The sequence below is a fragment of the Bizionia paragorgiae genome (assembly GCF_900107625.1).
Classification (GTDB): Bacteria; Bacteroidota; Bacteroidia; order Flavobacteriales; family Flavobacteriaceae; genus Bizionia; species Bizionia paragorgiae.
In genome coordinates this window covers 166,608-180,576 of the sequence record NZ_FNQK01000008.1, presented here as the reverse complement: position 1 = coordinate 180,576, position 13,969 = coordinate 166,608, and the positions used below count along the sequence as shown (strand labels likewise).

The 13,969-nt window shown below is 35.7% G+C and carries 13 protein-coding genes; 1 reads left to right on the top strand and 12 read right to left on the bottom strand.

Translation table 11 applies throughout. The features are described from left to right. Window positions 1-44 precede the first annotated feature (44 nt). The 8 genes from BLV64_RS07810 to BLV64_RS07775 all read right to left on the bottom strand — a co-directional run bounded on the left by BLV64_RS07810 (window position 45) and on the right by BLV64_RS07775 (window position 9,399). Complete coding sequence (locus BLV64_RS07810; RefSeq protein WP_092133737.1) at window positions 45-1,217, bottom strand: acyl-CoA dehydrogenase family protein; 1,173 nt, start codon at window positions 1,215-1,217, stop codon at window positions 45-47. A gap of 23 nt (window positions 1,218-1,240) precedes the next feature. Then, a complete protein-coding gene (locus BLV64_RS07805; protein WP_092133735.1) occupies window positions 1,241-2,131 on the bottom strand; it encodes a ComEA family DNA-binding protein in 891 nt (296 codons plus the stop codon). 9 nt (window positions 2,132-2,140) lie between these two features. Continuing rightward, the gene (locus tag BLV64_RS07800; protein ID WP_092133732.1) at window positions 2,141-4,210 is read right to left on the bottom strand and encodes an alanine/glycine:cation symporter family protein; all 2,070 of its coding nucleotides are present in this window, start codon (window positions 4,208-4,210) and stop codon (window positions 2,141-2,143) included. A gap of 95 nt (window positions 4,211-4,305) precedes the next feature. Then, window positions 4,306-5,331, bottom strand: a complete 1,026-nt coding sequence (locus BLV64_RS07795; protein ID WP_092133729.1) for a potassium channel family protein — start codon at window positions 5,329-5,331, stop codon at window positions 4,306-4,308. A gap of 3 nt (window positions 5,332-5,334) precedes the next feature. Then, complete coding sequence (locus BLV64_RS14730) at window positions 5,335-5,562, bottom strand: PspC domain-containing protein (protein WP_092133726.1); 228 nt, start codon at window positions 5,560-5,562, stop codon at window positions 5,335-5,337. A gap of 54 nt (window positions 5,563-5,616) precedes the next feature. Next, entirely contained in the window at window positions 5,617-6,894 is a 1,278-nt protein-coding gene (locus tag BLV64_RS07785; protein WP_092133723.1) for a DUF2851 family protein, read from the bottom strand. Between the two features lie 130 nt (window positions 6,895-7,024). Then, a complete protein-coding gene (locus tag BLV64_RS07780; protein WP_092133720.1) occupies window positions 7,025-8,005 on the bottom strand; it encodes a PLP-dependent cysteine synthase family protein in 981 nt (326 codons plus the stop codon). A 158-nt stretch (window positions 8,006-8,163) separates the two neighbouring features. Continuing rightward, a complete protein-coding gene (locus BLV64_RS07775; RefSeq protein WP_092133717.1) occupies window positions 8,164-9,399 on the bottom strand; it encodes an ABC transporter permease in 1,236 nt (411 codons plus the stop codon). A gap of 9 nt (window positions 9,400-9,408) precedes the next feature. Here BLV64_RS07775 and BLV64_RS07770 point away from each other — a divergent pair, with 9 nt between their 5' ends. Beyond that, on the top strand, window positions 9,409-10,662 hold the full coding sequence (locus BLV64_RS07770) for an exo-beta-N-acetylmuramidase NamZ family protein (RefSeq protein WP_092133714.1): 1,254 nt from the start codon (window positions 9,409-9,411) through the stop codon (window positions 10,660-10,662). On the opposite strand, the gene BLV64_RS07765 is transcribed toward BLV64_RS07770, so the two are convergent. From BLV64_RS07765 to BLV64_RS07750, 4 genes are all read right to left on the bottom strand, one after another. Then, window positions 10,659-11,420: a hypothetical protein gene (locus tag BLV64_RS07765; RefSeq protein WP_092133711.1), complete on the bottom strand. Its 762-nt coding sequence runs from the start codon at window positions 11,418-11,420 to the stop codon at window positions 10,659-10,661. The genes BLV64_RS07770 and BLV64_RS07765 overlap by 4 nt on opposite strands. 256 nt (window positions 11,421-11,676) lie before the next feature. Continuing rightward, window positions 11,677-12,507, bottom strand: a complete 831-nt coding sequence (locus BLV64_RS07760) for a sterol desaturase family protein (protein WP_092133708.1) — start codon at window positions 12,505-12,507, stop codon at window positions 11,677-11,679. A gap of 11 nt (window positions 12,508-12,518) precedes the next feature. Further along, on the bottom strand, window positions 12,519-13,349 hold the full coding sequence (locus tag BLV64_RS07755; protein ID WP_092133705.1) for a thioredoxin family protein: 831 nt from the start codon (window positions 13,347-13,349) through the stop codon (window positions 12,519-12,521). An 89-nt stretch (window positions 13,350-13,438) separates the two neighbouring features. Next, complete coding sequence (locus BLV64_RS07750; RefSeq protein WP_092133702.1) at window positions 13,439-13,933, bottom strand: YkgJ family cysteine cluster protein; 495 nt, start codon at window positions 13,931-13,933, stop codon at window positions 13,439-13,441. Window positions 13,934-13,969 lie beyond the last annotated feature (36 nt).

Genomic DNA, 13,969 nt, shown 5'->3' with positions numbered 1-13,969 from the left:
TTTTTGCAAATGGAAAAACCATTTTCGCAAAAACACCAATCACATTAGTGCTTAACCGCTGGCTTGTACTCTTTCTTGTCGATTACCATTTTTGCGATAATCTCTCTCAAGATTTCAGAGGTACCGCCACCTATTGGTCCAAGACGACTATCTCTTAATAAACGCGCCATAGGATACTCTTCCATATACCCATAACCACCTAGCATTTGTAAACACTGATAAATCACTTCATCGGCCATTTTTGTTGAACGCAACTTAGAAATAGTTGCTTCTTTTACAACGTATTCCCCTTTGTCTAAACGTGCAGCTACCGAGTAGTTAAACTCTTTACACACTTCCATATCTGCAAAACAATCTGCCATGGTATGACGTAAAGCTTGGAACTTGTTAATCGTTTGTCCGAACGCCTCACGCTCACTCATATACTGAACAGCATACTCTAAAGCAAACTCAGCTCTAGCATGTGCATTCACTCCCATAATTAAACGTTCGAAAGCAAAGTGTTGCATGATATAAGGGAAACCTTTTCCTTCTTCTCCCATTAAATGACTCGCTGGAATCTCTACATTATCGAAAGCAATTTCTCCCGTATCTGAGGCTCTCCATCCTAATTTATCTAGTTTTGTTGCCGATACACCTGGAGTATCTCTATCCACAACAAACATACTAATTCCTTTATTTCCTAACTCCGGACTTGTTTTTGCAGCTACTACTATATAGTCGCTATACACCCCATTTGTAATGAAGGTTTTAGAGCCGTTGATGATATAAGAATCTCCTTTTTTAACAGCGGTCGTACGCATTCCTGCCACATCACTACCTCCAAAAGGTTCTGTTACTGCCATCGCACCAATCATCTCACCGGTAATACTTTTAGCAAGGTACTTTTCTTTTATCGCCTGACCACCTTCAGCATTCAAGTGTGTCATTGCTAAATAAGCATGTGCCCACATAGCTGCTGCGAAACCTCCAGAGTTCACTTTCTGAAGTTCTTCTAAAAAGATCACGGTATAAAAAAGGTCTAAATCTAATCCGCCAAACTCCTCAGGGTAGGCTAATCCGAAAAATCCCATTTCTCCAAATTTCTCCCAGATGAAACGTTCGATATGACCTGTTTCTTCCCACTTATTTATATGAGGAACCACTTCTTTTTTTAAAAACTCTTGTAAACTTTCTCTAAAAAGTTGATGCTCTTCGGTAAAGTATCTTTTATCCATAGTATTCGATAATTTATTATATTCTAATTTATCGCCAAATATAACTTAATTATCTCGATTTTTTTTAGAGGAAAGCCCTTTACTTTTGTTAATTCTTCAAAACTTTTAAAACCATTTCTCAAGGTGCGTTGCTCGATTATATGGTGCGCAGTTTCGTAGTCTATATACTTTATTGTCACCAATTCATCTCGTGTAGCGGTATTTAAATTTATTTTTGTAATGACCCTTGGGGACTTAACAGAAAAGTTGTTTTTAATATTTTCTATAACTTCTGGAGACAAGCCATAAACTTCTTGAAGCTCGATCATAGAAATAAAGCCTTGCTGTTTGGTTCTGTATTTAATAATCCGTTCGGAGCGTTTTTCTCCTACTCCATAAACTTTTTGAAGCTGTACTGCTGTCGCTGTATTTAAATCTATTTTTTGAGCTTCTGTTTTAGAAATATTACTAAAACTACTCTTAAAGTTAGTCGCTTTTTTAGGCTGTGTAACCCAAGCAGGGAATTTAAAATGTGGTGATAGTACTGCTAAAAGCGAGTCGGACACTTGGGTAACCTTCTGAAACTCTGAAGCACTATTTACCCATTTATTTTGAGCTCTAAATGTCAGCAAACGATCTATTTCTTCGTTAGTCATCCCTAGAGTATAGCCTTTATAATCGGTAATAAAGTTAGGATTAAACGGATATATTTTAGGCTTTTTCTCTTCAATAGCAATGACTTTTAAAGAATCCATCACCGTATAAAACTGTTGTATTTTGGCGGTATCTAACTGTTCATCTTGTGCGTTATCCACAAGCATTTTCGGAACAACAAACCAATACACACACTGTAAACTAAAGATGAGTATTAAAAACAAAAAAATCCCATTTCGTTGTTTTTTAGTATAAACGAAATGGGATTTAAAAGAGTTCATATGAGTGTGTTATTTACTTTCTATCTTTCTAAACAATTGATTGGCTTTTAATTTCTTTAAATACCCTGCAAGATCCACTTTCACTTCTCCAGACATCATATATAAACCTATAATATTTGGAAACGACATCGCTAGAATCATCATATCTGAGAAATCAAGAACAGCTCCTAAACTTACAGAAGCTCCAATGACTACGAATACTAAAAATAACATTTTATAAACAAACTCCACTTTTTTACTTTTTCCAAATAAGTAAGTCCAAGCTCTCATTCCGTAATAAGACCAAGAAATCATGGTAGAGAATGCGAATAAAAATACTGCTAATGCTAATACGTATGGGAACCATGAAATCTGACTACCAAAAGCATCAGAAGTTAATTGTGCACCTGCTAAACCTTCCACTTCGTGCATACCTGTAAAGATTAACACTAAGGCTGTAAGAGTACATACCACTACAGTATCTATAAAAGTCTCTAATAAGGCAACAAACCCTTCAGATGGCGGGTGATTTGTTTTTGCTGTACTGTGCGCAATCGCAGCAGAACCTACACCGGCTTCATTCGAGAATGCCGCACGTTGGAAACCAACCACTAATACACCAACGACACCTCCTTTTAAAGCAGACGGGCTAAAAGCGCCTTCTACGATAGCCGAAAATGCTGGTCCGATGTTCTGAATATTCATAATAATTACTGCTAATGCAGCTACAATATAAATAGAAGCCATAATAGGCACAACACGCCCGGTTACCTTTGCTATACTATTAATACCACCTATAATAACAACACCTACTAAAATCGCTGTTGCGATACCAAAATAGAATCCGTGTCCAGCAAGAACAGGAAACTGCCCTGCCATTTGTTCGAATGACTGATTGGCTTGAAACATATTACCACCTCCAAAAGAAGCACCAACGGCCAATACGGCAAACATACCAGCAAGCACTTTTCCAAAGCCTTTCATATTGCGTTTTTCAAATCCATAACGCAAGTAATTCATTGGTCCACCAAACACACGTCCGTCAGGAAGAATATCACGGTACTTTACACCTAGGGTACACTCAACGAATTTCATCGACATCCCTAATAAACCACAAACAATCATCCAAAACGTCGCTCCAGCTCCTCCTAAAGATACAGCTACAGCAACACCTGCGATATTACCTAATCCTACAGTTCCTGAAACAGCGGTAGCTAAAGCTTGAAAATGCGTTACTTGACCTGGTGCATCTGGATCGTCATATTTACCACGTGCTAAATCGATAGCATGTTTAAATCCGCGGATATTAATAAAGCCCATTCTAATGGTGAAAAATAATGCTCCAAATACTAACCAAATTACAATAAAAGAAATTGGTTTAGTAAGCGGGTCTCCATTAGGATGCGTTAGCACAGCAGGCTCATCATATTTTACAGTCGCAAAATAATGCGCACCTTGTTCGATAACATGTTGTGCGTTTTCAGAGTTATAAATAACTTTACCTTCTGCTGTTTGGTGGTGTAACTCTCCTTTTGCTGAAGATTTTACTGTTAAATCACGTCCAGATTTATCGGTTATAACCGCTATAGGATCGTTAACATTAACCTTTTCTCCGTCCGCTTTAAGCCATTTTTTAAGCGTGTATTTATTTTCTAAATCATTTGTCCAATTAGGTATTCCTATTTGTTTTACATCGGCATAAACAACCGGGTCATAAATTCCTACAGCCGCGAATGGATCCCAAAAAAGAATAGAACCAAGCGCACCAACTGCCGGCGTCATTAATCCGTTAAAAACTTCTGTTATAGCTTCTGTTTCCACGGTAAAAACACCAGTTTTACTCGCTCCTGTAGCATCGGTTACGACTACCGAGTAAGAAACCCCTTCTGTTAGGCCAACAGCCTGATTGGATGTTAAAGGTGTACTTTGTTGGTCCCAGCGGTAAGTGAATGGCTCTACCCCGCCTTTAACCGCAATATTTATAACACCATCATTAATTTTATTTGAAGGATTTACCGTCTCACCAACGATTTCGAAATCCTGGGCAAATGTTAAAAAAGGTACAATAATTGTAAAAAATGACAGAAGAAATTTCTTCATAATATATTTATTTGTTAATTATTTGTTAGTAAAAGGTTAGCAATATGCAAAAAAATGACGAATAATTAAAGCCCTCATCGTTAAAATCGTTTCATCTAATCTAAATTAAATAGGGCGTTTAATTTATGTATTTGTTCCGGGCGTCCTAAAACAATCACTTTAGAATCTGGCATTAATTTTATATCAGATTCCGGATTCACGAGGTAATCACCATTACTGGCTTTATAACCTATAACTGTGCACCCTGATTTGTTTCTTAAATCTAAATCCCTAATAGTCTTTATATTAGTTGTAGGATCATACAGTTTATTGACGTGTATCTCCTCTATATTTATGTTCCTTTCTCCAATCACTGACAGGTTTTGAATAAACTCTAATAAATCTGGAACAACTACTAATGACGCCATATGATCACCCCCAATTTGATCGGGTAAAATCACATTATTTGCTCCTGCCAACTTTAATTTATCACAAGAGGTTTCTTGAGCAGCACGACTAATTATAGTCATTTCCTTATTTATTTGTCGTGCAGAAAGTACCACAAACAGATTATCGGCATCATCGGGCAAAGCCGAAATTAAGGTAGATGCTCTTTCTATTCCCGCTTCTAAAAGCACTTTATCTTCATTAGCATTTCCATAAACAAATAGAATGTCATCACTTTGATATTTCTCTATGATTTCTTTATTATATTCGATAATAATAAAGGACTTTTTATAATCTAATAATTTCTTAGCAGCTTGCTTTCCGTTTCGACCATAACCACAAATAATAATGTGATTTTTTAGATCGTCAATTTTTTTCTGCATATTTTTTTGTTTTAATTGATCAAGCTTATTACCACTTAAAATATATTCGGTAATCACAGTCAAGGCATACCCTACAATGATAACGCTAAATAAAATAAGTAAGACCGTGAAAATTTTTGAGGCATCGTCTAAAGGTTGAACTTCCCCAAAACCAACGGTTGTTATCGTAATCACCGTCATATATAGGGAATCAATCCAAGAGTATCCAGAAATGATTCGAAACCCTAAAACGCCAAATAATAGAACTAAAGCAAGTAAAATTAATGCTGTATAAATTTTAGTTCTAAAAAAACGGATGATAGAGTCTTGCATATCTTAAAGATCGAAAACTGAGGTTCGTTTAGAGTAAATAAAATCTTTAATACGAATCCAAAAGGCAAGAAAAAGGTATAATGCAAAACCAAAACCTAAGGTTACAAAAGTAAGATACATAAAAGAAGTCCGTACTACTTTTGCTCGTATCCCAAGCCTATCGGCAATACGCTGACACACGTAATATCCGTGTTTTTGGAAAAACAAAACTGGTTTATAAAAAATATTCATAGTGCAATTTACTAAATTTTGCGAAAGCGTGCACAAGAAATTCAAGTAACACAACTAAATACGCCTGTTAATTAAAACATTTCCTATCGCACAGTGCAAACATTTGTTTTTATCGCAATATTCTGATTTTAATTGTAAGACAGCTTGAGAGTGTAATGCTGTTTTAGAATTCACTTTTAAACTCCCAAACTTTGTGACAATGCTATTTTTTTCTGAAGGGATAGCACTAATTAACGCGGTTAACTCATCATCGCTTTCCTTTCCTAAAAATTTTGAGTAACTAAATTTTATAGGAATTATGGTATTGATTAGCAGTAAATCGACAAACGCTTTAGTAACTTTCTTTTTGCTTTTTTTTGAAGGGTTATTAAAAGTATAGTGGCTTTCCCAGTAGACCGATGTTTCCACATCAAACAGATCATAAAAGGCTTCTATAGTTTTAGCTTCTATAACTTGAGAGAACACGTTTTTATTCTTGACATAAACTTGTGCTAATTGCGACAAGCGAATGGTCGGGAAATTTGGTGGCCGTAGTCTAAAAAATTGCATTGGCACCACCGATTGTGTTTGCAAGCCAAATTTTTGTTTTATAAACCTATATTCTTGTTGAAGGTCTAAAAAATAGGGGTCTTGACCATCGGCAGACAGTAAGTTGGCTTGCCCAAATAGTAGAGCCTCTAAACTAGGTAGATTATTTTGATGTTTCCTAAACACCGAGAAGTCGATAGATTTCGCTAGACTATAAAACGCATCCCCATTAACCTTAAGTCCGAAATTCTTACATAACAACTGAAAGAGTACCGCTTCCCAATTGTTTTTATTTTGCTCCAAACTCAAAGCAATCGTATTTGCTTTTCGTTCCAAACGCTCAAAATATAAGCCCTCTAACCAATTATTAACAACAAAAGAATCGACTTTTTCGATGTCGTTTTCGCAATTAATCCATTTCTGAGACCTAGTAAAAATCGCTTGGTAAGCTGAAATCGCTTCTAAAGGAACATAAGGTTTAAGAACTAAAGTAGGTATCGCCGAATTGTCTTTTCTAAACACCTCGGTATCGTGTTCCCAAACCACATGAAGGATTACATTGTCGTAATTAGCATCGGTTTCGTGACGGTGAACGTACCAATCGCTAGACTTAATATGAATCTCTACATTACCCGCCCATAATTGGTCTCCTATATGTAGCTTGGCATTAAAAAAATCTGGACCAGAATTATGGTTATGATCACCCACAGCCTTAATAACAACAGTTTCTTTATTTGTTGTTTGGAGTGCTCCGGTTTGAAACTTTTTATGTTTCCATAAATAATGTAGGAAATCTTCTTGCATCTTACTAATTTAAGTAATTAGTTTTGAATACTATAGAATTTAATTGCAATACAAGAGAACAAAAAAAAGTATAGCTTTTGGGCTATACTTTTTTTTTATAATCTTAATATTAATTTTAATAAAAGGTATATTATTCGATATAACCCATTTCTCTCATCCAATCGTCATTAAACATTTTCCCTACGTAGCGACTTCCATGATCATGGAATAGCACGACCACCACATCGTCTTTTTTGAAGTGTTCTTTAAGTTGTAGAACACCTTTTATTGCTGCACCAGCACTATTACCTAAAAACATACCTTCTTCTTTTGCTAGACGTTGCGTGTAAACAGCAGCATCTTTATCGGTAACTTTAGTAAAACCATCGATAATAGAAAAATCAACATTTTTTGGTAAGATATCTTCTCCAATACCTTCGGTAACATAAGGATAAATTTCATTTTCATCGAAAATTCCTGTTTCGTGGTATTTTTTAAATACCGACCCGTAGGTATCAACACCCCAAACTTTCACATTCGGATTTTGCTCTTTTAAATATTTTCCAACACCAGAAATTGTTCCTCCGGTTCCAACCCCCACCACAAAGTGTGTGATTTTACCTTCGGTTTGCTTCCAGATTTCTGGACCTGTACTTTCGTAGTGTGCTTTGGTATTACTAGGGTTATCATATTGGTTTACATACCAAGAGTTAGGTGTTTCTTCTCCTAAGCGTTTTGAAACCGAATAGTAAGAACGCGGATCGTCTGGCTCTACAGCTGTCGGACAAACAACGACTTCTGCTCCTACTGCTTTTAGCATATCTACTTTTTCTTTAGATTGCTTATCGGCCATTACAAAAATACATTTATAACCTTTAACTATAGCGGCTAGGGCTAGACCCATTCCGGTATTTCCAGAAGTCCCTTCGATAATAGTTCCTCCGGGTTTTAAACGTCCATCGGCTTCAGCATCCTCGATCATTTGTAAAGCCATACGGTCTTTTACAGAGTTTCCAGGATTAAAAGTTTCGTATTTTGATAGTACCAAACACGGTAAGTCTTTGGTTAAAGCATTAATTTTAACTAACGGTGTATTACCTATAGTTTCAAGTATATTTTTTGCGTATTTCATAGTCTTTTTTTACTGCGGCAAAAGTAAAGAATTCTTAGCTGTTTTACTAAACATCGACTAATAAATGCGTTAGGGATGGAGCTATTGTTGGAGCTCTCCCGATTTGTTTCGGGAAGCGACTAGCGAGAGCCCGACCTTTAGGTAACGCCCAAAAACTACTATTCGAAGCGAATGGCCTTTACCGGAGATATTTTTGTTATAATATACGACGGAATTAACAACATGGCCATACAGAGCACAAAAGCCCCCAAGTTTAAGGCTAAAATATACCCCAAATTAAGATAAACCGGAACGGTAGACACGTAATATGATTCGGGATCTAATGGGAATAAATTAAAATATTTTTGCGCAAACAACAGGCTTAAACCAATTAAGTTCCCCCAGAATAAGCCTACAATAATTAAATAGGTGGCATTGTAAAGAAAGATTTTTCTTATACTCACATTACTGCTTCCCAAGGCTTTTAAAATCCCAATTACTTGGGTGCGCTCGAGAATTAAAACCAGTAGGGCTGTAATCATATTAATACCGGCTACGAGGATCATTATACCAATAATACCGTATATATTTTTATCGAAAATACTTATCCATTCGAAAATGGTATAAAAACGATCGGATACTTTTTCTGTTTTTAAGGTGGATGGAATAGCACGGTAAATTTCTTCGTCTTTGGCGTCTAATTGATTATAATCGTCTATAAAAACCTCGAAATTTCCAACCTCATCGTCTTCCCATTTGTTAAGACGTTGAAGGTGTTTGATATCGCCAACCACAAATAACTGGTCAAAATCTTTAAAACCGGAATTATAAATACCGACCACATTGTAACTAATAATACTTGGCGGTTTATTTTCGTCATCTTTTAAAAAGTAAGTACTTATTTTATCCCCGACACTTAAATGCAATCGGTCTGCCAAATAGCGAGACACTAATAAATCTTCATTTCTTTTGCCTGTAAAATCGGGTAATTCACCTTCTACTAAATACTCCTTAAAATAGGTCCAATCATAATCGGCACCCACGCCTTTAACCATTACATATTCGTAAGCATCTTCCTTACGGATAACACCCGATTTTGTAGCAACACCTTGTATATGCTTAATACCATTTACGGTAGAAAATTGAGGATAAAACTCTTGTTTCGTAGTAATAGGCCGGATGCTTTCTTGGGAGTTATTGGCATCGAAATTAGAAATAATAGTATGTCCGTTAAACGCAATTACTTTTTCTCTAATTTTCTGTTCCAAACCAATCCCTGTCGCAATGGCGATTAGCATAACAATAATACCTAAGGCAATGGCAACAATTCCAATTTTTATTATTGGTGCCGATATACTACTTTTATACGTTTTAGAGTCTATAAAACGTTTAGCTATAAAATATTCGAAATTCAAATTATTCTTATGAAATTAACTTTGTTCAAAAATACAGTTTTATTCTTTCTTTTTTTAGGGTTTTCTTGCGGAAGTGAATCTACTGCAAGCACTACCACTAAAAACAAGCCTATTACTAACACTAAACCTACACCCCCGACTCATACCCCCCCTCAACTTAGTGTTGGTGCGAATCAAACTGAAAGCTACCTCTCTTTATTAAACGGCAAGCGCGTGGCTATTGTTGCCAACCAAACTTCGGTTATTTTTAAAAACAAGACACAAACAGCTTACACACATATTGTAGACTCTTTACTTCAGCGTCATGTTGATGTAAAAAAAGTTTTTGCTCCAGAACACGGTTTTCGAGGTACTGCTGATGCTGGTGAGCTTGTAAAAGACGGTATAGACACAAAAACAGGCTTGCCTATCGTTTCCTTATATGGGAAAAACAAAAAACCTAGTGCCGAGCAATTAGAAGGAATTGATATGGTAATTTTTGACATTCAAGATGTAGGTGCTCGTTTTTACACTTATATCTCATCGTTACACTATGTCATGGAAGCCTGTGCCGAACACAATATTCCCGTACTTATATTAGACCGACCTAATCCTAACGGACATTATATTGACGGGCCAATTTTAGAACCTCAACACCAAAGTTTTGTGGGTATGCACCCTATTCCTGTGGTACACGGTCTTACTATTGGAGAATATTCAAAAATGATTAATGGTGAGCAGTGGTTAAACAACAATCTACAATGTGAGCTTACCGTAATCCCTGTGAAACATTACAAGCGTGACATGGCCTATAGTCTACCTATTAAACCTTCTCCAAACTTACCTAACGATAGTTCTATAAACCTTTACCCGAGTTTATGTTTCTTTGAGGGGACGAATGTAAGTGCTGGTCGTGGTACGGATTTACAATTTCAAATTTATGGCTCTCCTTATTTATCGAATACTAATTTTGAGTTTACGCCAAAACCTAATGAAGGCGCTAAATACCCTAAATATAAAAACCAATTGTGCTATGGCTTTAATTTAAGTTCAGAAAAGCCCTTGGAGGAATTAAATTTAAGCTACCTGATTAACGCTTACAACAACACGAAAGACAAGTCGGCATTTTTTATTAGCAATGGTTTTTTTACCAAGTTAGCGGGTACAAAAAAACTACAGGAACAAATTGAAGCAGGATTAACTGAGGCACAAATAAAAGCCACTTGGAAAAATGGCTTAGAGGCGTTTGAAAAATTAAGACAACAGTATTTTATCTATAATTAATCATATTTTTTTCCATTAGGTCTTAAGTTACGTTGGCGGTACTCTTCGCGAGTTTCCATTTCCTTCCCTGTACCTTTAAGACCTCTCCTTCCGGAAATGCTATATTTAATTTTTTCTTGAGCTTTTTGATCCTCTGTCGATTTCGTAGAAACCTGAGAAACGGACTGATTTGATTCTTTATCGGTCTTTGGTTCTACTTGAGTTTCAAACTCATGATCTTTCGAGTTTGAAGTTATCAATGCGCGCTTAGGTTTCCATTGATTTTGAAAAGGTTCTTCTTGAATTTCGGTTAGTCCTGAGGTTCTTGACTTACTAAAAGGCTCGATTCCTCTTATTTTTAAATCGGTATCCGAAAGACTTGACCGCAGAATACTTTTTTCTAAATCAAAATCTAAATCTGAAGAAATAGGTAATGGTAACAAACGATTAAACCCTAACACGACAATCTTAGGGCCATTATAAACGGCAACGGTATAGCGCCCTTCTCCAAAATGATATAACGGAATACGTACGGTATGAGATACCACATCTACACTCAAGGTTTCTTGATTTTTATGACTTAAGAAATTAACACGTAAAATTTGCTCCTTACTTTTAAGAATTAATGTGTCGCCATTGCGACTTAGTCTTTGCTCTAAGCCTAAATTATTATCATTAATATTTTTGTCTAGTTTGGTATAATCTCCGTTTTGAGAATACCCCACTACACTTAGCACGCAGGCCAAGACAATAAACAGTATTCTTTGATGTGTCTTCATGGTTAAGAAAAACAATTACTAATTATTAAGCGATAATAACAGGATACTCTAGTATAGCAACCTGCTATTTTAAAGTAAAATTACAGTGAATTGTAATAAACACACAATAAACTCGGCAAAGCACCTATAAAATTGATTAATGTATGTTAAACCACAAAAAAAGGAAGATTTAGGCTTAAAAGTAGACGCTATTTATAAAAGAATTACGACGTCACCAAAGAGACTAACAGACTAACAGCTAACGATTAACATCTTTTTATAAAGATGAATCGGGATGACGGTATTTATGAAAAGGTTGTTTTAGCAAATGTTTTAAACTTGCATTTTCCTCAGCATTTGGAAAGGTATCTACACCATACACAATAGACTCCCGATCGAGCGACCTATAGGTCCCAAAAAGGCGATCCCATATCGAAAAAATATTACCATAATTAGAATCTGTATATGGTAATTTATAGTGGTGATGTACTTTATGCATATCTGGAGAAACAAAAATATAACTTAGCACTCGGTCTAATGTTCTCGGCATTTTAATATTTGCATGGGTTACCTGTGTGGCAATAAGTGATAAGGATTGATACAAAAACACTATGGCGATGGGGGTTCCGATAATAAATACGCCAAGCAAAGTAAACCCAAAACGGATTACACTTTCTAAGGGGTGGTGTCTATTAGCTGTTGTTGTATCGACATTATGATCGGAATGGTGCACGAGGTGAATCATCCACAATGGTTTTACCTTGTGTTCTATATAATGCGCTAAATAAGCACCTATAAAATCTAAAAGCAACACACCTAACAGCACATAAAGCCCCAGTGGCATTTCTGGAAACCAATTAATCAATCCGAAATTATTTAGCGTTACCCAATCGGCTGTTTTTAATAATAAAAAAGCGAGAGCAAAATTGATAATAACTGTGGTTAATGTAAAAAACAGATTAGGCCAAGCATGTTTCCATTTTTTATAGTTAAATCGAAACAGTGGGAATGCACCTTCTAAAAGCCAAAATAGGGTGATACCTCCAACAAGCAGCAAGCTACGATGTGCAGTAGGTATGGTTTCAAAATAATTAATTAGGGATTCCATAATACGATTTATTATTTAAAGAATATTTCGGCTTTTTTTAAATCATTTGCAGATAGCTCTTTACCCAATGCTGTAGCTTCCTCACTATTATCATTATCTTTTTGCGCAATATACTTTAGTAGATTATAGAATTTCTTATTCGTTTCCACAACACCTTCATCAGCTATTTTTTCAAGTTGTTTTAAAGCTTTTTTGGAACGATCTAAGAGCAGATTTTTTTGAATGTCGTGTAATTCAATTTTCTGTTTAAACGCCTGTTTGCTTTTTAACTTACTCTTCTTTAATCCTTGCTCAGCTTCTTTAAAATAAGTATCTGAAACTTCCAAAAATTCGGTTCGTAAATGGGGTTCCAAAAACATGGCGTAATCTTGATATTTATTTGCTAATCTATATGTATTAGCAAAATTTTCTTTAGTGTGGTAGTTGATAAGATCTCGGGTTAAAAACGACGTATTTAGAGCATATTTGTTTAACAAGTCGACCACTTCACTCTTCCGTTTATAGCCCATTTGTTGATGGATCACCTTGCCATTCCCATCCATTATAAAAATATAAGGAATGCCTCTAACACCGTATTTTGCTGCTAAACTTTTATTATTATCCAAATCTATTTTTACAGGAATGTAATTACTCATTAAGGATCTGACATCCTCTTGATTCCAAGATTCTGAATCCATACGCTTACAGGGTCCGCACCAGGATGCCCAAAAATCAACTAAAACAAGTTTATTAGTTGCTAAAGCCATTTTTTTAGCATCTTCAAAAGAGCTAAGCCAATTGTCGGCTTTTATAGTCGATGACGAAAGAAAAACAATAAGTAATAGGATGAGTGATTTTTTCATGGGTAGTTTGTTGGTTATTCAATAAATATAATGATTTTCTGAATAAAATATCACTCAGCAATTAATCACACCCTAACTTTATCTAGCTTTTACAACTTAATCCGTTCCTTCATGGCTTCTACAATATTATAAGCTGCGGGACAAATCGCTACATTTTTAAGGGTAATATTAGAGATTTGCTGAAACTTTTTGCGATCGGTATGTGGAAATTCGCGACAAGCTTTTGGACGCACCTCATAGATAGAGCAATAATTATCAGCACCCAAAAATGTACAAGGCACCGACTGAAGCACGTAATCATTATCTTCATCGACACGTAAAAATTGTTCTATAAACTGCTGGGTTTTCATTTTAAAATGCTTAGCAATTCTATCCACATCTTTATCGGTAAACAAAGGACCTGTAGTTTTACAGCAGTTAGCACAGGTTAAACAATCGGTACGCTCAAACTCTTTCTCGTGGAGTTCCTGCATAATATAGTCCAATTGTTTAGGCGGCTTTTTTTTTAGCTTTGTAAAAAACGTTTTGTTTTCCTTATGCTTATCTTTGGCCAACTTTGGCAGATTATTTATTTCGTCTTGCATAGTACAAAAGTATAAAAGAGATCTCCGATTTTCACG

Coding starts and splice junctions, on each gene's coding strand:
- BLV64_RS07805 (WP_092133735.1), bottom strand. CDS start 2,131: ATGAACTCTTTTAAATCCCATTTCGTTTATACTAAAAAACAACGAAAT.
- BLV64_RS07760 (WP_092133708.1), bottom strand. CDS start 12,507: ATGGAATCCCTAATTAATTATTTTGAAACCATACCTACTGCACATCGT.
- BLV64_RS07770 (WP_092133714.1), top strand. CDS start 9,409: ATGAAATTAACTTTGTTCAAAAATACAGTTTTATTCTTTCTTTTTTTA.
- BLV64_RS14730 (WP_092133726.1), bottom strand. CDS start 5,562: ATGAATATTTTTTATAAACCAGTTTTGTTTTTCCAAAAACACGGATAT.
- BLV64_RS07780 (WP_092133720.1), bottom strand. CDS start 8,005: ATGAAATACGCAAAAAATATACTTGAAACTATAGGTAATACACCGTTA.
- BLV64_RS07795 (WP_092133729.1), bottom strand. CDS start 5,331: ATGCAAGACTCTATCATCCGTTTTTTTAGAACTAAAATTTATACAGCA.
- BLV64_RS07750 (WP_092133702.1), bottom strand. CDS start 13,933: ATGCAAGACGAAATAAATAATCTGCCAAAGTTGGCCAAAGATAAGCAT.
- BLV64_RS07810 (WP_092133737.1), bottom strand. CDS start 1,217: ATGGATAAAAGATACTTTACCGAAGAGCATCAACTTTTTAGAGAAAGT.
- BLV64_RS07755 (WP_092133705.1), bottom strand. CDS start 13,349: ATGAAAAAATCACTCATCCTATTACTTATTGTTTTTCTTTCGTCATCG.
- BLV64_RS07800 (WP_092133732.1), bottom strand. CDS start 4,210: ATGAAGAAATTTCTTCTGTCATTTTTTACAATTATTGTACCTTTTTTA.
- BLV64_RS07765 (WP_092133711.1), bottom strand. CDS start 11,420: ATGAAGACACATCAAAGAATACTGTTTATTGTCTTGGCCTGCGTGCTA.
- BLV64_RS07785 (WP_092133723.1), bottom strand. CDS start 6,894: ATGCAAGAAGATTTCCTACATTATTTATGGAAACATAAAAAGTTTCAA.